Genomic DNA, 17,902 nt, shown 5'->3' with positions numbered 1-17,902 from the left:
TGTTCTCCACGTGGCACTGGTTCTGCAGCCCATCATGGTGCACAGCGCGGGGAAAATCCAGCATCTGGACTTGCGTTTACATAACAAGACAGCAGTGTGAGCAGCGCCACATCCGAGCGCTGAATAGCTTGCTTTTTAGGCTCAGAAATGCAACTGCGTTTAGACTGGATGCAGGTGCCCTGTGTCCCGGGGTCTTTTCGCTGTGTGTTCCGATCAAGTCGATCAGGTATGCGCGCGGATACAAACAGCTGACTTCACCACTGAATCGAGTCATTAACGCATGTCTGAAACCATCACCAACACTGCGTCGCGGAGCGATCTGCGCAACGTCGCGATCGTCGCACACGTTGACCACGGTAAGACCACCTTGGTCGACGCCATGCTCAAGCAGACCAACTCCTTCGCTTCCCATGGTGAGGTTGAGGACCGTGTCATGGACTCCGGTGACCTGGAGCGCGAAAAGGGCATCACCATCCTCGCGAAGAACACCACGGTTGCCTACAACGGCCCGTCGTCCAACGGCGAGACCATCACCATCAACGTCATCGACACCCCCGGCCACGCCGACTTCGGTGGCGAAGTAGAGCGCGGTCTCTCCATGGTTGACGGCGTCGTCCTGCTGGTCGACTCCTCCGAGGGCCCCCTGCCCCAGACCCGCTTCGTGCTCCGCAAGGCCCTTGCCGCGCACCTTCCGGTCATCCTCCTGGTCAACAAGACCGACCGTCCCGACGCCCGCATCGACGAAGTTGTCCATGAGTCCATGGACCTGCTCCTGGGTCTCGCTTCGGACCTCGCCGACGAAGTTCCGGACCTGGACCTGGACAAGGTTCTCGAAGTTCCCGTCGTCTACGCCGCTGCCAAGGTTGGCCGCGCGTCCCTGGATCAGCCGGCCAACGGCTCTGCTCCGGAGAACGAGGACCTTGAGCCTCTCTTCAAGACCATCATCGAGCACATCCCCGCTCCGACGTACAATCCGGACGGCGTGCTGCAGGCACACGTGACCAACCTGGACGCATCCCCGTTCCTTGGCCGCCTCGCACTGCTTCGCATCTACAACGGCACGCTCCGCAAGGGCCAGACCGTTGCCTGGGCGCGTGCTAACGGCGAGCTCAAGAACGTCAAGATCACCGAGCTGCTTGCTACCAAGGCACTGACCCGTGTTCCTGCTGAGTCCGCTGGCCCGGGTGAAATCGTTGCTGTCGCCGGCATCGAGGAAATCACCATTGGTGAAACCCTCACGGACGCCGAGAACCCGCAGCCGTTGCCGCTGATCACCGTGGATGATCCCGCGATCTCCATGACCATCGGTATCAACACCTCGCCGCTGGCCGGAAAGGTCAAGGGCGCCAAGGTCACGGCCCGCCAGGTGAAGGATCGCCTGGACAAGGAACTGATCGGTAACGTCTCCATCAAGGTGCTCCCCACCGAGCGTCCTGACGCCTGGGAAGTCCAGGGCCGTGGCGAGCTCGCGCTGGCCATCCTCGTTGAGCAGATGCGCCGCGAAGGCTTCGAGCTGACCGTGGGCAAGCCGCAGGTTGTCACCAAGACCATCGACGGCAAGCTGCACGAGCCGATGGAACACATGACCATCGATGTGCCCGAGGAATACCTCGGCGCCGTCACGCAGCTCATGGCTGCCCGCAAGGGCCGCATGACAAACATGGCCAACCACGGCACCGGCTGGTGCCGCATGGAATTCATCGTCCCTGCGCGTGGCCTGATTGGTTTCCGTACCCGGTTCCTGACGGACACCCGTGGCGCCGGTATCGCTGCCTCGATCTCGGAAGGTTACGAGCCGTGGGCCGGACCGATCGAATACCGTACCAACGGTTCGATGATTGCCGACCGCGCAGGCGTTGTTACTCCATTCGCCATGATTAACCTGCAGGAACGCGGTTCCTTCTTCGTGAAGCCCACCTCCGAGGTTTACGAAGGCATGATTGTTGGCGAGAACTCCCGCGCTGATGACATGGACGTCAACATCACCAAGGAAAAGAAGCTCACCAACATGCGTGCCGCTTCCTCCGACACCTTCGAAAACCTGACGCCGCCGCGCGATCTCACCCTCGAAGAGTCCCTCGAATTCGCCCGCGAAGACGAGTGCGTCGAGGTAACCCCGGATGCCATCCGTATCCGTAAGGTCATCCTGGACTCCAACGAGCGCGCCAAGGCCAACCGCGCCCGCGCCAAGTCCTAGTCCTAACTGGCCTGAACCAGTTCGGAACAGCTGAATGAAGAGAGGAGCCGCCGGTTCGGTCCGTGGAATTGCCACGGCCGTGCTGGCGGCTCTTTTCGTTGCCCTGACTGGCACCGCCTTGCACCGGCAGACCGTACTCTGGTCCGGCGTTGAACTCCCTTGGGGCGTGGCCGCAGCCTTGCTGCTGCTGGCGTCCGTGCAGTTGTGGCTCGCTGCATGGTCCCGCTCAGTGATACCGACCGCGGTGGCAGGCGTGGTGAGCTATGCCGTCGTCGGCGTCCTGTCTTCAGCCGGCTCCGCCAAGCAGTTGATACTCGGCGACCTCGTGGGCAACGTGTGGGTCTTCGGCATCGGCGTAGTGACGTTAATCATGCTTATGGTTGTTAAGCGGCTGGTTGTCAGTCCGCTGCGACGCGGACGGACTGCCGCCGTGGCGGTGGCGGTGGAACCTCTTTCGCCGCGATAACCATTGCCAACGGAATCTCGACGTCGGCCGTACGGGTCCTGATGGTGCAGGAACCTTCAGTAGTTCCCACCAGATAGCCCAAGGCGTCCGTCAACCCGTCCTCGATCCTGTACCTGACCACCACCCGGATGCCTGGTTCTGCGGCGAGGAGGAATTGTCGGGGCGGCAAGTTCGGGGGAGTCACCGTTTCATACTAAGACGCGGGCTAGGTTGGCGTCAGCGCACTGTTGGATAATAGGCTCGGAAGTTGAGTGCCCGGCATGATGCCGGCCGTATTACCCCGGCCATCGCCGGGACAAACCGTGGAGAGGTCTGGGACGTGACGTACGTAATCGCGCAGCCGTGTGTAGATGTCAAGGACAAGGCATGTATTGAAGAATGCCCTGTCGACTGCATTTACGAAGGTGAGCGTTCCCTCTACATCCACCCCGATGAATGCGTCGACTGTGGTGCCTGTGAACCCGTGTGCCCTGTTGAAGCCATTTACTACGAGGATGACACCCCGGAAGAATGGGCCGACTACTACAAGGCCAACGTTGAGTTCTTCGACGACCTCGGATCCCCGGGTGGAGCGGCCAAGATCGGTAATACGGGTAAGGACCACCCGTTCATCTCCGCGCTGCCCCCGCAGAACCAAGACCACTAGGCGGTAGTTTCGGTGATTTCAGCGGCGCCGGCTTTCGGCCTGAACCTGCCTGACTACCCTTGGGAGGCCATGGCGCCGTATGTCGCCACGGCTTCCAAGCACCCCGATGGCGCAGTGAATCTCTCCATCGGAACTCCGGTGGACCCCACCCCCGGGTTGATCCGCGAGGCTCTGGCCAACGCTGCCGATGCCCACGGCTATCCCACGGTTCACGGCACGGAGGCCTTGCGGGAGGCGGTTGTGCACTGGTTCGCCAGCCGTCGCGGCGTCCCGGGGCTGGACCCCAAGGACGTCATGCCTACCGTGGGTTCGAAGGAGCTCGTGGCGTGGTTGCCGTTCCTGCTGGGCTTGAGCGCAGGCGACGTCGTCGTGCGTCCCACCGTTGCGTACCCAACCTACGACATCGGCGCCTCTTTGGCAGGCGCCACGGCAGTTGCCGCTGACGATCTGGATGAACTCGATCCCGCCACCCGCGCGAAGGTCCGGTTGATCTGGATCAACTCGCCGGGCAATCCCACAGGAAGCGTCCGCGACATCGAGTCGCTGCAACGGATCGTCGGCCAGGCCCGTGAGCTCGGAGCAGTAGTGGCCTCCGACGAGTGCTACGCAGAGCTGGGCTGGGGCGAATGGGATGCCCAGCGTGGCGGCGAAGCTGTCCCCAGCATCTTGGATCCCCGGGTTACCGGAGGTTCCACCGATGGCTTGCTGTGCGTCTACTCGCTCAGCAAGCAGTCCAACCTTGCCGGGTACCGTGCCGCATTCGTAGCTGGAGATTCGGCGATCATGGCCAATCTGGTCAACAGCCGCAAACATGCCGGCATGATCGTTCCCTACCCTGTGCAGGAAGCCATGCGCGTCGCTTTGGGCGATGCCGGCCATGTCCTGGCCCAGAAGGACCTCTACCGCGGACGCCGCGAGAGGATCGTGCCGGCGCTGGAGAACTTCGGACTGAAGATCCACGAATCCAAGGCCGGCCTGTACCTGTGGTCCACAGCCGGCGAAGCCACGTGGGATACGGTGGCGCGCTTCGCGGAACTCGGCATCGTGGTTGGCCCGGGCGTTTTCTATGGCGATGCCGGCAATGGCTTCATCCGCGTGGCGCTCACCGGCACCGACGAGCGAATTGACGCCGCCGTAGAGCGGCTTGGCACGGCCTCATAACAATGCTGTGACTTGCACCACTAATAGCGTCATTCCGCCAGTAACCGGATGGTACGGATTAGTTCCGTAGGGTTACTGGCGGTAGCTTTTTAACTGACTATCAATGGTGGCCTTCTCTAAGAAAGCACTTCGGCCGTTGGAGCCCTGCAACAGTAGGGCCGAAGGCGGCCACACCAGAAGGTTGTTGGACAAGCGTTCGATAGAGGCCTTGAGGCCTCATGAAGGGGACTCCATGACTGAGACCACCAGCGCGACACTGCGCCATGCCGGCGGCGAACTCGAACTGCCGCGCATCAAGGTTGTAGAAGGAAACGAAGGTTATGACGTTTCCAAGCTGCTGAAGCAGACGGGCGCCGTCGCCTATGACCCCGGCTTCATGAACACAGCGGCCACCACCTCGGCCATCACCTACATCGACGGCGACGCAGGCGTACTGCGTTACCGCGGTTACCCCATTGAGCAGCTCGCGCAGCACTCGAGCTTCCTCGAAGTTTCCTACCTGCTGATCTACGGCAACCTCCCTTCTCCCACAGAGTTGGAAGAGTTTGATCAGAAGATCCGCCGTCACACGCTCCTGCACGAAGAGCTTAAGGGCTTCTTCGGTGGGTTCCCGCGTGACGCCCACCCCATGCCGGTGCTTTCCTCGGCCGTTTCTGCGCTGTCCACCTTCTACCAGGACTCGCTGGATCCCTTCAACGCGGAACACGTGGAAGTTTCCACCATCCGCCTGATGGCAAAGCTGCCGGTCATCGCTGCTTACGCGCACAAGAAGTCCATCGGCCAGCCGATGCTCTACCCGGATAACTCCCAGAACCTGGTGGAGAACTTCCTGCGTCTTAGCTTCGGCCTGCCCGCCGAGCAGTACGAAATGGATCCTGTGGTCGTGAAGGCCCTGGACCTCCTGCTCATCCTGCATGCGGATCACGAGCAGAACTGTTCCACGTCCACCGTGCGACTGGTGGGCTCGTCCAATGCGAACCTCTTCGCGTCGGTGTCCGCCGGCATCAACGCTCTCTTCGGCCCCGCTCACGGTGGCGCCAACGAGGCCGTGCTGAAGATGCTGCGCCAGATCCAGGCCGACGGCATCAAGCCCGAGGACTACATGGAGAAGGTCAAGAACAAGGAAGACGGCGTCCGCCTCATGGGCTTCGGACACCGCGTCTACAAGAACTACGATCCCCGCGCCAAGATCATCAAGGCAACGGCACACGAAGTTCTGGGCAAGCTCGGCGGCAATGACGAATTGCTGGACATTGCCATGCGCCTCGAAGAGAAAGCACTGGCTGACGACTACTTCATCCAGCGCAAGCTGTACCCGAACGTCGACTTCTACACTGGCCTCATCTACAAGGCCATGGGCTTCCCGGAGAAGATGTTCACTGTATTGTTCGCCATTGGACGCCTCCCGGGTTGGATTGCCCAGTGGCGCGAAATGATCAATGATCCCCAGACCAAGATCGGCCGTCCGCGGCAGCTCTACACAGGGGAGCCGGAGCGCAACTACCCGGCCAACTAATACGGCAACAGCGTCAATAACGACGGCGGCCGCCCACCTCGCGCGAGGTGGGCGGCCGCCGTCGTTGGTTGCCGAAGCAGTGTTCGCCTAAGCGTTGCTCGTCGCGGCAGCCTCAGCTGCGTTGTAGCCGTAGGGGTTGTTCTTCTGCCAGCGCCAGTGGTCCTCGCACATCTGGTCCACGGTCATCGTGGTGGACCATCCAAGGTCAGCGAGGGCGGAAGAAGCGTCGGCCCAGAAGGCGGGGAGATCGCCGGCCCGGCGGTCGGTGATCTCGTACGGGATCGGCCGGCCCACGGCCTTCTCGAAGGAATGCAGGACCTCCAGAACGGACGAACCGCGGCCGGAGCCCAGGTTCCAGCGACGGACACCGGCGCGCTCGGCGATGTAGTTCAGGGCTGCTACATGGCCATCGGCCAGATCGACTACGTGGATGTAGTCGCGCTGCGCAGTGCCATCGGGGGTGTCGTAGTCGCCGCCGAAGACCATGAGCTTCTCGCGGCGTCCTACGGCTACCTGTGCGATGAAGGGGACGAGGTTGTTCGGGATGCCCTGGGGGTCCTCGCCGATGCGGCCGGACGGGTGCGCTCCAACCGGGTTGAAATAGCGCAGGAGTGCGATATGCCAGCGGTCATCCGCGTTACCCAGGTCTGAGAGGATGTCCTCGATCTGTTCCTTGGTGCGGCCGTAAGGGTTGTTGGCCCCGATTTCCATCTTCTCGATGTAAGGAATCGGGTTGTGCTCGCCGTACACAGTGGCCGAGGAGCTGAAGACGATGGAGCGCACGTTGTGCTTGTCCATGGCGCGGAGCAGGTTCAGGGTGCCCACGATGTTGTTGTAGTAGTAGGCGAGGGGTTCCTGGACGGACTCTCCTACGGCTTTGAGCCCCGCGAAGTGGATGACTGCGTCGATCTGGTGCTGGTCGAAGACGGCCTCAACGGCGGGCTCATCCACCAGGTCCACCTTGTGGAAGGCGGCAGTCTTGCCGGTGAGCTCCGAAACCCTGCGGAGGGATTCCTCGCTGGAGTTCACGAGGTTGTCGAGCACAACGACGTCGTGGCCGGCTTCCTGAAGGGACAAAACGGTGTGGGAACCGATGTAGCCGGTGCCACCCGTGACAAGAATTTTCATGGTTCCTACGCTATCGGAAATTGGAGCCACGCCGCTCTGTGTTGAGCGGTGTTGAAGCACGTTCGTGCTAAAAACTACTGGTGCCCAAAATTGTTGATGCCGAAGCCCGGCGCCATGAAGTTGTCCAAGCCGTCTTCCGGATTATTGCCAGCGATGGCTTGGAACGGGCATCCCTCAGGGAAGTAGCTGACGAAGCAGGCCTGGCTGTTGGTTCGGTGCGGCACTACTTCGCCAGCAGTGATGAACTTCTGGTCTTCTCCTTCGCGGCCGTCATCGATCGCCTTGCAAGGCGTCTTGAGGCGGCACTCGTGTCCGTCGAGGATGCCTCACCTGAAAGCCCCGAGCAGCACAACGCGGTGCTGAATCTCCTCGGTCAGTTCCTGCCCTTGGACGAGGAACTCGCAGTAGATGCCTGCGTGTGGATGGCGTTCCGGCACGCTGCCCGGATCAAGCCCGTTCTGGCCGACGAAGCCGAGCGCAGCCACCGCACGGTGGCCGCAATCGTCGGTCGCCTCATCATGCTCCTGAATCCGGGTGAAGCTGACGCGCAGCAAACCCTTGTGACGGAAGCGGAGAGGCTCCTGGCCACCATGGACGGGCTGTGCATGCATGCGCTGCTCCAGCCCGAGTGGATGACCGCAGAGATGTGCAGCGACGTCCTCACGGCCCACCTGCGCTCCTTGGGGGCAGTGCCAGCTGGCCGCTGAGGGTTGTTGCGGCTGCCGAGCCAATAAGAGCCGGACAACGCCATTACCGTCCGGAGTCATCGGGAATAGACTGGAACATGTCGGGGACCTGCCAAAGGGAGGAATTCGCATGCACGAGTCAGGCGGCCCGGGATGGCGCATCACCATGGATACGTCCGGGCCTATGCTCATTGCCCTGTACTTGCGCGACGTAGCCGGATTGGATGGTGCTGGAAAACCCATCCTCTCCCACGCAGCACCAAAAGTCAGACATGCAGACCACCAACACCTCACCTCTGATGTGGGGGGTCTCCCGGCGCTAAAGACCGAGTGGGAGGCCTGGTGGGAGAGCCTGGTGAAGTCTTATCCCAATCCGGCTCCCGAGCTATCGCCGCCCAGCTTCAAAGCTTTTGGCAATTCACCGGCACTCCAGCGCGTCCTGCAGGCACATTTTGGCTCTGCTCTGGGATGGGCCACCGACAGGATTGACGAGTATGCCCATCTTGAGGCCGCGCGTGAAGCCAACGGGGTGACACACGTACTGAACGAAATGGTCGAGGACAGGCTCCTCGAGGTCGGTCGTAGTTCCCGGGACTTCGAACTCACTATTATTGAGCTGCCCCTCAATGAACCCCGGGCCTGGTACCTGGAACCGAGCACCATGATCATGAGCCATCGGCTGATGTCCGAGCCCGATGTGTTCCGTAGTTACGTCCAGCCCGTGGTGGAGATGCTGGCCTAGTGGGCTGCACAAAAAAATCAGGTTGCTGGCGCTGAAACAGTGATGATGACCGCCTCAGTGGGAGCGGCGGAGGGTTGCCATCCGTCGCGTTTCTCCCGGTTCCACGTCTGGCCTGCAAGGTCCACTTGCGTGATGGACAAAGTTTTTGCGTTTGCCACCGCCCAGTGAGCCACAGCCCAGGCCTGCGTTCCGCCAATTTCCAGCTGAACCGAGCGGCCCTGAACGGTGGCCGCCTGGGGGCCGAACGCCGTCGTGAGTTCATCGACGACGACGGCAGGGTCACCCGCCGCCTCCGGCATACGCAATTCGCAATTCAATGACGAGGTGGAATGCCCGGTGAGGGCGGAAGCAAAAGCCCGTGCCATTCCCTCATGCTGGGCGTACGCGCGGGGGAAAGCGGAACGCTGGACCGCTTGGGCAGCTTGGGTGATCTCCATGGCCTCGTAGCCGGGCACTTTGACCAGTCCGTCAAAGAAAGCATTGCTTGCATAGATGGGGTCCATCACCTGTTCCTCGGTTCCCCAGCCTTGCGAGGGGCGTTGCTGGAACAAACCGCGGGAGTCCGGTCCGGCGTCGTCGCCGTAGTTGATGTTGCGCAGCCTGGATTCCTGCATGGCTGTGGCAAGAGCGATACTCGCCGCCCGGGGCGGCAGCCCACGCCGGACGGAGATCGCCGAGATGAGCGATGCGTTGGCAGTCTGGTCCGTGGCAAGCTCATGGTTTTCAGAGCCGACCACGGCAAAGCAGCGCTCCGTGACCAGGGTCTCGGAGCGCTGCAGCACGGCAACTATCGCGTAAATGGCACCTGCTACGAGGGCCAAAGCCAGCACCGCAACGATGGCGCGGCGGAACCGGCGCATTGCGTGTCTCCTGCTAGTTGGCGTGGAGAGCCTCGTTCAGCTCCACCGTCTGGCCCTTGCGCGGCAGGACTTCCACGCCGCCGGTGGTGGAGTTGCGACGGAAGAGGAGGTTCGGGACGCCGGAGAGTTCAACGGCCTTGATGATCTTGCTGGTGTCCTCGCCGTTCTCGTCCTTGGGGCCCGGAACACGCACGCGGGTGCCGGCGGTAACGTACAGGCCGGCCTCCACAACGGAGTCGTCGCCGATGCTGATGCCCACGCCGGAGTTGGCGCCGAGCAGAACCCGCTCGCCCAGGGCGATCTTTTCCTTGCCGCCGCCGGAGAGCGTGCCCATGATGGACGCTCCGCCTCCAACGTCCGTGCCGTCGCCGGCAACAACGCCAGCGGAGATCCGGCCTTCCACCATGGAGGTGCCCAGGGTTCCTGCGTTGAAGTTCACGAAGCCTTCGTGCATGACCGTGGTGCCTTCGGCGAGGTGGGCACCCAAACGGACGCGGTCGGCGTCGGCAATGCGCACACCGGTGGGAACGACGTAGTCAACCATCCGCGGGAACTTGTCCACGCCGAAGACCACAACGTTGCCGCGCTTGCGCAGGCGGGCGCGGGTCAGTTCGAAGCCGTCAACCGCGGCGGGGCCGAAGTTGGTCCACACAACGTTGGGCAGCTTGCCGAAGACACCGTCCAGGTTGATGCTGTTCGGCTTGACCAGGCGGTGCGAGAGGAGGTGCAGGCGGAGGTAAGCATCGGCGGTGTCTGCCGGGGCGGCGTCGAGGTCGATCTGCGCGAAGACGACCTTCTGCTCGGTGCCGCGGTCGGCGTCTTTGCCTTCCTCGGCCAGCGCAGTGAGTGCGGGATCGGCGTTCTCGACGTCGCGCAAGGACTCGGCGGCAACGCCCAGCGCGGGTGCGGGGTACCAGACATCCAGCACGGTTGCTTCCCCGGAAGCCGAGGTGGCGATGGTGGCGAGGCCGAAGCCGTAGGCCGATCGGTGGTTGTCGGTCGCGTTTGCAGGCACAGCAGAGGAAGCAGTTTCAGTCATGGGCCAAGTCTATCCAGCAGGCAAAGGTCGGTTAAAACCCGTCTCATGCCATAGAAGTCGCATTTGCGGGCATTAGGCTGGACGGGTGACCCTGAACCCTGCTCCCGCCCTCCTTGACCTGCGCCAGGACGTTGCCCTGCTGACGGCCGCGATCATCGACTTCAACAGCGTTTCCGGCAATGAGACCGAGCTTGCCGACGCCGTCGAGACCGCCCTTCGCGCCATCCCCGCTTATACCGTGACCCGGGATGGCGACGCCATCATCGCGCGCACCGAACTTGGCCGTGCTGAACGCGTCATCCTGGCCGGACATCTGGACACCGTGCCGCTGCCCACCGTTGAAGGCTCCTTGGGCACCGTCCCGGCCACGTGGGAGTCCGGCGTTCCCGGCGAGGGCGTGCTCTATGGCCGCGGAACCACGGACATGAAGGGCGGCGTCGCGGTGCAGCTGGCCCTCGCCGCAACACTGTTTGACGATGGCAGGCAGCCGGACAAGGACGTCACCTTCGTCTTTTATGACCATGAGGAAGTGGAAGCAGTGAAGAGCGGGCTCGGGAGACTGGTCCGCAACCATGGCGACCTGCTCAAGGGTGACTTCGCAATCCTGTTGGAGCCAACCCACGGCACAGTGGAAGGCGGCTGCAACGGAACCAGCCGTTTCGAAGCAACCACCATCGGCGAAACAGCACACTCTGCGCGGGCATGGATGGGCATCAACGCGATCCACGCCGCAGCACCCATCCTGGCCCGGCTCGCCGACTATGAGCCGCAGACCATCAACGTGGACGGCCTCGATTACCGCGAGAGCCTCAATGCCGTAAAGATCAACGGTGGAACTGCGGGCAACGTCATCCCGGACCGCTGCGTGGTGGAGATCAACTACCGCTTCGCCCCGGACAAGACACCGGACCAGGCTGAGGCCGTCGTCAGGGACTTGCTGGAAGGATTCGACGTCGTACGCACAGACGCTGCTGCCGGCGCGCGCCCCGGACTCAACCATCCCGCCGCCGCGTCCTTCGTTGCCGCAGTGGGTGCCGAGCCCAAACCCAAATACGGCTGGACCGACGTCGCGCGCTTCAGTGAACTGGGCATCCCGGCAGTGAACTTCGGCCCCGGCGATCCTCTGCTGGCGCACAAAGACAACGAACACGTCGACGCCGATGCCGTCCGTGAGTGCTTCCGGGCACTCAGGACGTGGCTAACGCCGTAGTCCCAAGGCTTCCCGCTCAGCAAATGAAGAAGGTCCGCAGCCTGGTGAACTGGTCACCGTGGCTGCGGACCTTCTTATTTGCTACAGAGCTACTTCTTATCGGTACCCGGTACGTTGACTTCGAGATCCACCGTCTTGATGGCCGAGGCCATGCCGCCGGCGGCCTTCTTGGAACCGCGGCGCTCAATCATGATGGCAATCCGCGACACCGTCAGGTTAATCAGGATGTAGATCGCAGCGCCCACGAAGAACGCGGGGAACAGGAAGTCCGGACCCAGGAAGTCGGCCATGATCTGGATCTTCCGCAGGAGTTCCTCGTAGCCCACGATGTAGCCGAGCGAGGTGTCCTTGAGCAGAACTACCAGCTGGGCCACCAAAGACGGAAGCATCCGGCGAACAGCCTGGGGGAACTCGATGGACATCCGTGATTGGAAGCTTCGGAGGCCGATGGCCAGACCAGCCTCGCGTTGTCCCTTGGGGAGGGACTGGATGCCTGCACGCAGGATCTCAGCAAAGATGGCGGCGTTGTAGAGAACCAGGCCAACAACCACGGCTTGGAACTGACCCGTGGCGAAAACCAGCAGGACAAACAACATCATGAGGACCACGGGCATGCCGCGGAGGAACTCAAGCACTACCTGCGTGGGAATCCGGATCCAAGGAATCAGGGAGATACGCAGCAGGCAGAGCGCGATGCCCAGGGGGAAGGCGATCACGGCTGCCACGGCGGCTGCGGCCAAGGTGGAGAGAATGCCTTGGCCGATCAGGTTCCAGACGTCCGGAGCCATGGGACCGTAGAAAATCTCCCAACGATCGGCGTCGAAAATGCCCTGCTGTGCCAGCGTTACGACAGCAATGGCGAGGATGCCAAGGATGATCAGGATTCCAGCGGCGGAGCCCAGGAGCGAATAGAGGCGGGCCTTGGGCCCGGGGACGTCGTACAGGACCGATGTCATCGGGCAATCGCCACCTTTCGTTCAACAAAGTGCGCCAGAAGTCCCAGCGGAACTGTGATCAGGAGGTAGAAGAAAGCCACCCCGAGGAGGATCCAGAGGACTTGGTTGCCGTAGTCGTTGGAGAGCTGGCGGCCGTAGCCGAAAAGCTCCAGGACGAAGAACGCGCCGGCCACCGAGGAGTTCTTGACCAATGCGATCAGGATGTTGATCAACGGAGGTATGACGGTGCGCACGGCTTGGGGGAGGACGATGAAGCCCAACACCTGGGTGAAGGTCATGCCGACGCTGCGGGCAGCTTCTGCTTGGCCCACAGGCACGCTGTTGACGCCGGAACGGACGGCTTCGGCGATGAAGGCCGCTGTGTAACTGCTCAACGCGATGATGGCCGCGACTTCGAATTGTTCAAACTTAACGCCCAACCGCGGCAGAACAATGGCGGCGAAGAAGAAAATGATGGTGAGGGGGGTGTTACGCGCCACTTCAACATAGAACATGCTGAAACCGCGAAGTGCTGCCACGGGGGAAACCCTCATGGCTGCCAGGAGTGTGCCGACAATGAGGGCAATGATTCCTGAAATTACGGAGAGATAAAGGGTTCGGAGAAATCCGTCCCAATACTCGGGGAGGCTTGCTATGACGGCGTCCATGGCTTCCTTTGGCTGCAGCTAATCAGGGAACAGGGTCCTGGATTCGTCAACTGCCGCCGTCCGGGTGGGCGGCGGCAGTTGACGGGTCCCGACTAGTAGCGGTTGATCGTAGGAAGTTCAGGAGCGGTCTTGATGACCTTGCCTGCAGTGGCTTCCCAAGCCTTCTTGTAGGTGTCGTCCTTGGCGAATCCCTCAAGCTGGTCATTGATCCAGTTGCGGAAAACGGTGTCGTCCTTCTTCAGGCCGATGCCGTAAGGCTCCTTGGTGAAGGTTTCATCCGAGGCGAGCTTGAAGGCGTCCGGTTCCTTGTCCACATAGCCGGCGAGGATGACGTTGTCAGTGGTGACGGCGACAACCTGCTTGTTGCGAAGCGGCTCCAGGCAAGCGGTGTAGGTGGCCGCAGGGACTACCTCAGCGCCGTACTTCTCGGCGATGGTCTTGGCCGGGGTGGAACCCGTGACGGAGCAGACCTTCTTGCCGGCGACATCTTCGGGCTTGGTGATGGAGGTGTCGTCCTTGTTCACCAACAGCGCCTGGCCTGCTTCGTAGTACGGTCCGGCGAAGGCGACCTTTTCCTTACGGGCATCGTTGATGGTGTACGTGGCGATGACGAGATCGACGCGACCCTGCTCGATGAACGACTCACGGTTCTGGGAGACAGTTTCTACCCACTCGATCTTGTCAGCCTGAATTCCAAGCTTGGCGGCGATTGCCTTGCCCATTTCGACGTCGAAACCGACAGGCTTGCCGTCCAGGCCCTTCTGGCCGAACAACGGCTGGTCGAACTTGGTACCGATCTTGATCGTCCCGGCCTTGTTCAGCTTCTCCATGGTGGTGCCGGCTTCGAAGCTCGCCGAGGCAACGGGGGGAGTGGTGGTGCTGCTGCCGCCGCCGCAAGCGCTCAGGGAGAGAGCAAGCGCAGCCGATGCGGCCACCAGGAGTGACTTCCTCCGGGTAATAAGAGACTTCATGATGTTCCTTTCATTGGGTGGCCGCCTTACGGCCGGGGGTGCTGGCGGTAAGGAGCTAGTGGGTCAAGAGCTTGGACAAGAAGTCCTTGGCACGGGTGCTCTTCGGGTTGGTGAAGAATTCCTCGGGAGTTGCGTCTTCCACGATCTGACCGTCAGCCATGAACACCACTCGGTCAGCGGCCTTGCGGGCGAAGCCCATCTCGTGGGTGACCACGATCATGGTCATGCCTTCCTTGGCCAGCTGGATCATGACGTCCAGTACTTCGTTGATCATCTCGGGGTCCAACGCGGACGTGGGCTCGTCGAACAGCATTACCTTCGGCTTCATGGCGAGAGCGCGGGCAATGGCCACACGCTGCTGCTGGCCGCCGGAGAGCTGGGCGGGAAGCTTCGGGGCTTGGTGCCCGACGCCTACGCGCTCAAGGAGGGCCATGGCCTCCTTGTCAGCCGTGCCCTTGGCCACCTTCTTAACCTTGATGGGGCCCAGCGTGACGTTCTCAAGAATCGTCTTGTGGGCGAACAGGTTGAAGGACTGGAAGACCATGCCGACGTCGGCACGCAAGTGCGCGAGGTCCTTGCCTTCTTCGGGAAGCTTCTTCCCGTCGATGGCGATATCGCCGTCGTCGATCGTTTCCAAACGGTTGATCGCGCGGCAGAGAGTGGATTTACCGGAACCGGAAGGCCCGATGACCACCACGACTTCACCCTTCTGAACCTGGAGGTTGATGTCTTTGAGGACATGCAATTGACCGTAGTGCTTATTGACGCCGTTCAGTGAGACGAGGGCATCGCCGGACGCTTGAGTAGTCATACGACGAATCTAGCGAACAAAGAAGAAAATATGACCACGGTCACGGCAACTTCCTGAAGATCGTGACTGAACAGAAACCTGCCCCACAGCGATATACCAGACTGCAATGCAAGAAGCGGGTCGCAGCGACGGAGCAGGCCTTCGTACGCGCTAGCCTTGGGCAATGAGCATCAGCCAGCACCCAGTTCCCCACCCGGATGCCAACGGTCGCGTCACGGGCACCCATGTGCCACTCCCCTCGGAGATCGCTCCCGCCAAGCACAAAGGCTCCCTCGAGCTCCGTCGCAAACAAGCGGATACGGGGATGTCGGACCAGCATTTGTTGGATACCAGCGGTGCCGGGCAGTTCATCCACACCGATCCTTGGCGTGTCCTGAGGATCCAAAGCGAATTCGTGGAGGGCTTCGGAGCCCTGGCCGACCTGGGGCCTGCCGTCAGCGTGTTCGGATCGGCACGAACCAAACCGGGAACCGAGTACTACGAGATGGCCGTCGATGTAGGACGCAAGCTCGCTGAAGCCGGAGTTGCCGTGATCACCGGTGGCGGACCCGGATCGATGGAAGCCGCCAATAAGGGCGCCGTGGAAGGCAACGGAGTCTCCGTGGGCCTGGGCATCGAACTGCCTTTCGAGCAAGGACTCAACCAGTGGGTGGACCTGGGCATCAACTTCCGGTATTTTTTCGCCCGCAAAACCATGTTCGTCAAGTACGCGCAGGGCTTTGTGGTGCTTCCCGGAGGACTCGGCACCCTCGATGAGTTGTTCGAGGCCATGGTGCTTGTCCAAACCCGCAAAGTGACGTCGTTCCCTATCGTGCTGCTCGGTATTCGGTTCTGGGGACCCATGATCGAGTGGATCAAGGACACCCTGGTGGCAGAAGGCATGGTTTCCGAGAAGGACCTTGACTTGATCCAGCTGGTGGATGACCCCGCCGATGCCGTGCACCGGGTCCTGCACGGTGCACCGCTACCCCCTACCACCAATGGCAACCAGCGCCCGGAATAGGCGGCTGTTTCTGGCACCATGGACCCTGTGAGCTTTTTCCTGGTTTTTCTCGCGATAGTCCTCATCGGCGCGGCGCTGTACCTCGGCGCCGGGATCGTACGGGGGCGCTCGATCGGTTCGGGACTTGACCAACCGGTCCCCAACTTGCCCGCTGTTCTGCTGTCGGAGGATGCCAAGCCCTCCGACGTCGACTCCTTGCGCTTTGCCTTGGGGCTTCGCGGGTATCGCATGGATCAGGTCGACCAGGTTTTGGATGAGCTGAGGGACCAGCTGCAGGCAAAGGATCGCGAGATCGAACGGCTTGGCGCCTTGGTCCAGCCGCGCCTCCAGGACGATGAAACCGGCCGGACCGGGCAGTGAGTTCCCGGGTCCCCGCGCCAAAGGGAACTGCTGCCCCAAAGACACCGATGCAGCAAGGACCCACAGTGCGGCTTTCCCTGGGGCTGTCAGCCGCGGGCGCCAGAATGGCCGGATGGCCGTGGTGGGTACAGGTTTCCTTGGTCTTTGTGGCTGCCAGGCTGGTCAGCGCCTGCATCTTCATGGCGGCCGCCATTCACCAGGGAACGAATCCCTGGTTCCCGCCGGCTCCTGACTACTGGAACTTCATCACCATCTGGGATGGGCGCTGGTACCAGGAAGCTGCTGACAAGGGATACCCCTCGGTCCTTCCCCTGGACGCGAACGGCGTGGTGCAGCAAAACGCCTGGGCGTTCTACGCGCTCTTTCCTTTCCTCGGAAGGGGTCTCTCGGTGGTCACCGGGATAGGAACCCTGCCTTCGCTCACGATCATCGCGATGCTGGCGGGTGTGGGCGCTGCTTTGGTGATCTACAAGCTTTTCCGCGAGTTCGCAGGGAGGCGGGCCGCCCTGTGGGGCGTCATCTTCGTCTCTACTTTCCCGGTATCACCTATTCTTCAAGTCCCTTATGCCGAGTCGCTGAATCTGTTGTTGTTGTCGGGTTCCTTACTGCTGGTAGTTCGGCGCCAGTACCTGGCAGCTATTCCCGTAGTGCTCCTGATGTGCCTTTCCAGGCCCACGGGGGTTCCTTTTGCAGCCATGGTGGGGTTGCTGTTGCTGTGGCGTTTATGGCAGCACTTCGGGCCATCCAGGCCGGCTCCAGCTCCGGCTTCAGCTCCCAACGACGACGGGCCGACGCCGGTGCGCAGCCTGTTGTCGCTGGCGGCTTTGATGTTGGCAGCGGGAGCCGGGGCTCTGGCGTGGCCGGCGATTGCGTGGGCCACTACCGGTGAACTAACGGCCTACACACGTACCGAAACAGCCTGGCGGGGGCACGATCTTGTGCCTTTCAAGCCATGGTTCGATACGGGCAGGATGCTGTTCGGTCCGGTGCTGGGTGTGCTGGCCCCCTTCGTCTTCACGGCACTTTTCGTGCTGGTCATGGTGTCAAAGCCCGTTCGGGCGCTCGGAACCGAGTTAAGGCTCTGGTGCGCCTGCTACATGGGGTACCTGCTGGTTTTCCTGCATCCGCAGACCAGTACATTCAGAATGCTGCTGCCCCTTTTTCCGCTGGCGCTGGGGGTGGCGTTGCTGTCCAAGTCCAAGGCGTACCGGGGGACCGTCGTGCTGATGTTCGTCCTCCTCCAGATCGTCTGGGTGGTGTGGCTGTGGGCGTGGGCCCCGCTCCCCGGGGGCGGAGACTACCCGCCCTGACGTGGACCTTTGCCGGGCAAGGCGAGTATGTACAAAGCCCGGACAAATAGGCGTTTGATTCGCTACGGACGGGTAATTACGGGATAATGGACTAAGAGCAAGGACAAAGCACCGAAAAGTGCCCGGCGAAGGCGGCCTCCCAAGCGGTGCCGCCGGCTGCAATTGCGACGCGGAACCAGCCCGGCCGGGTTGG

19 protein-coding genes are annotated in these 17,902 nt (G+C 61.7%); 11 read left to right on the top strand and 8 right to left on the bottom strand.

Translation table 11 applies throughout. The features are described 5' to 3' along the window. The first annotated feature begins 280 nt into the window (after nucleotides 1-280). The gene (gene typA, locus KCX59_RS15085) at nucleotides 281-2,197 is read left to right on the top strand and encodes a translational GTPase TypA (RefSeq protein WP_089595701.1); all 1,917 of its coding nucleotides are present in this window, start codon (nucleotides 281-283) and stop codon (nucleotides 2,195-2,197) included. A gap of 34 nt (nucleotides 2,198-2,231) precedes the next feature. Beyond that, nucleotides 2,232-2,663 carry a hypothetical protein gene (locus tag KCX59_RS15080; RefSeq protein WP_179019860.1) on the top strand — a complete coding sequence of 144 codons (432 nt, stop codon included), beginning with the start codon at nucleotides 2,232-2,234 and terminating at the stop codon, nucleotides 2,661-2,663. Here the strand turns inward: KCX59_RS15080 and KCX59_RS15075 are convergent. Next, nucleotides 2,596-2,847 carry a putative acetyltransferase gene (locus KCX59_RS15075; RefSeq protein ID WP_243836819.1) on the bottom strand — a complete coding sequence of 84 codons (252 nt, stop codon included), beginning with the start codon at nucleotides 2,845-2,847 and terminating at the stop codon, nucleotides 2,596-2,598. The genes KCX59_RS15080 and KCX59_RS15075 overlap by 68 nt on opposite strands. Before the next feature lie 135 nt (nucleotides 2,848-2,982). Between KCX59_RS15075 and fdxA the strand changes: the two genes are divergently transcribed. The 3 genes from fdxA (at nucleotide 2,983) to KCX59_RS15060 (ending at nucleotide 5,986) form a co-directional block, all read left to right on the top strand. Next, nucleotides 2,983-3,309 (top strand): ferredoxin, encoded by a 327-nt coding sequence (gene fdxA, locus KCX59_RS15070; protein ID WP_024817464.1) that lies wholly within the window; start codon nucleotides 2,983-2,985, stop codon nucleotides 3,307-3,309. 12 nt (nucleotides 3,310-3,321) lie between these two features. After that, a complete protein-coding gene (dapC, locus tag KCX59_RS15065; protein ID WP_178997013.1) occupies nucleotides 3,322-4,470 on the top strand; it encodes a succinyldiaminopimelate transaminase in 1,149 nt (382 codons plus the stop codon). Between the two features lie 232 nt (nucleotides 4,471-4,702). Then, on the top strand, nucleotides 4,703-5,986 hold the full coding sequence (locus KCX59_RS15060; protein ID WP_091468769.1) for a citrate synthase: 1,284 nt from the start codon (nucleotides 4,703-4,705) through the stop codon (nucleotides 5,984-5,986). 87 nt (nucleotides 5,987-6,073) lie between these two features. Here the strand turns inward: KCX59_RS15060 and galE are convergent, their stop codons facing one another. Beyond that, nucleotides 6,074-7,114 carry a UDP-glucose 4-epimerase GalE gene (gene galE, locus KCX59_RS15055; protein ID WP_179017100.1) on the bottom strand — a complete coding sequence of 347 codons (1,041 nt, stop codon included), beginning with the start codon at nucleotides 7,112-7,114 and terminating at the stop codon, nucleotides 6,074-6,076. Between the two features lie 80 nt (nucleotides 7,115-7,194). Between galE and KCX59_RS15050 the strand changes: the two genes are divergently transcribed. Together KCX59_RS15050 and KCX59_RS15045 are read left to right on the top strand one after the other, a co-directional pair. After that, complete coding sequence (locus KCX59_RS15050; protein ID WP_178997011.1) at nucleotides 7,195-7,821, top strand: TetR/AcrR family transcriptional regulator; 627 nt, start codon at nucleotides 7,195-7,197, stop codon at nucleotides 7,819-7,821. Nucleotides 7,822-7,930: 109 nt separating this feature from the next. After that, the gene (locus tag KCX59_RS15045) at nucleotides 7,931-8,542 is read left to right on the top strand and encodes a hypothetical protein (protein ID WP_178997010.1); all 612 of its coding nucleotides are present in this window, start codon (nucleotides 7,931-7,933) and stop codon (nucleotides 8,540-8,542) included. A gap of 17 nt (nucleotides 8,543-8,559) precedes the next feature. On the opposite strand, the gene KCX59_RS15040 is transcribed toward KCX59_RS15045, so the two are convergent. Continuing rightward, nucleotides 8,560-9,402 carry a hypothetical protein gene (locus KCX59_RS15040; RefSeq protein WP_091468760.1) on the bottom strand — a complete coding sequence of 281 codons (843 nt, stop codon included), beginning with the start codon at nucleotides 9,400-9,402 and terminating at the stop codon, nucleotides 8,560-8,562. Nucleotides 9,403-9,415: 13 nt separating this feature from the next. Beyond that, nucleotides 9,416-10,441 (bottom strand): 2,3,4,5-tetrahydropyridine-2,6-dicarboxylate N-succinyltransferase, encoded by a 1,026-nt coding sequence (gene dapD / locus KCX59_RS15035; protein WP_178997008.1) that lies wholly within the window; start codon nucleotides 10,439-10,441, stop codon nucleotides 9,416-9,418. An 85-nt stretch (nucleotides 10,442-10,526) separates the two neighbouring features. Between dapD and dapE the strand changes: the two genes are divergently transcribed. After that, nucleotides 10,527-11,651, top strand: coding sequence for a succinyl-diaminopimelate desuccinylase (gene dapE, locus KCX59_RS15030; RefSeq protein ID WP_179017101.1), 1,125 nt, complete (start codon nucleotides 10,527-10,529; stop codon nucleotides 11,649-11,651). An 89-nt stretch (nucleotides 11,652-11,740) separates the two neighbouring features. On the opposite strand, the gene KCX59_RS15025 is transcribed toward dapE, so the two are convergent. From KCX59_RS15025 to KCX59_RS15010, 4 genes are all read right to left on the bottom strand, one after another. Continuing rightward, nucleotides 11,741-12,607, bottom strand: coding sequence for an amino acid ABC transporter permease (locus tag KCX59_RS15025; protein WP_091468754.1), 867 nt, complete (start codon nucleotides 12,605-12,607; stop codon nucleotides 11,741-11,743). Continuing rightward, a complete protein-coding gene (locus KCX59_RS15020; RefSeq protein ID WP_011775440.1) occupies nucleotides 12,604-13,254 on the bottom strand; it encodes an amino acid ABC transporter permease in 651 nt (216 codons plus the stop codon). Before KCX59_RS15020 ends, KCX59_RS15025 begins: the two co-directional genes overlap by 4 nt. A gap of 92 nt (nucleotides 13,255-13,346) precedes the next feature. Next, entirely contained in the window at nucleotides 13,347-14,225 is an 879-nt protein-coding gene (locus KCX59_RS15015) for a glutamate ABC transporter substrate-binding protein (RefSeq protein WP_178997005.1), read from the bottom strand. Between the two features lie 55 nt (nucleotides 14,226-14,280). Continuing rightward, nucleotides 14,281-15,036 carry an amino acid ABC transporter ATP-binding protein gene (locus KCX59_RS15010; RefSeq protein WP_011775438.1) on the bottom strand — a complete coding sequence of 252 codons (756 nt, stop codon included), beginning with the start codon at nucleotides 15,034-15,036 and terminating at the stop codon, nucleotides 14,281-14,283. 163 nt (nucleotides 15,037-15,199) lie between these two features. On the opposite strand from KCX59_RS15010, the gene KCX59_RS15005 reads away from it, so the two are divergent. From KCX59_RS15005 to KCX59_RS14995, 3 genes are all read left to right on the top strand, one after another. Further along, complete coding sequence (locus tag KCX59_RS15005) at nucleotides 15,200-16,039, top strand: TIGR00730 family Rossman fold protein (RefSeq protein WP_178997004.1); 840 nt, start codon at nucleotides 15,200-15,202, stop codon at nucleotides 16,037-16,039. A gap of 18 nt (nucleotides 16,040-16,057) precedes the next feature. Further along, nucleotides 16,058-16,399 (top strand): DivIVA domain-containing protein, encoded by a 342-nt coding sequence (locus KCX59_RS15000; protein ID WP_178997003.1) that lies wholly within the window; start codon nucleotides 16,058-16,060, stop codon nucleotides 16,397-16,399. Nucleotides 16,400-16,503: 104 nt separating this feature from the next. Next, nucleotides 16,504-17,709 carry a glycosyltransferase family 39 protein gene (locus KCX59_RS14995; RefSeq protein ID WP_179017254.1) on the top strand — a complete coding sequence of 402 codons (1,206 nt, stop codon included), beginning with the start codon at nucleotides 16,504-16,506 and terminating at the stop codon, nucleotides 17,707-17,709. Nucleotides 17,710-17,902: the final 193 nt, after the last annotated feature.

The sequence above is a fragment of the Paenarthrobacter nitroguajacolicus genome (genome assembly GCF_051027655.1).
In the GTDB taxonomy this organism is placed as follows: Bacteria; Actinomycetota; Actinomycetes; order Actinomycetales; family Micrococcaceae; genus Arthrobacter; species Arthrobacter nitroguajacolicus.
Note: the sequence above shows the minus strand (reverse complement) of the source record. Positions and strands in the feature narration are given on the sequence as shown.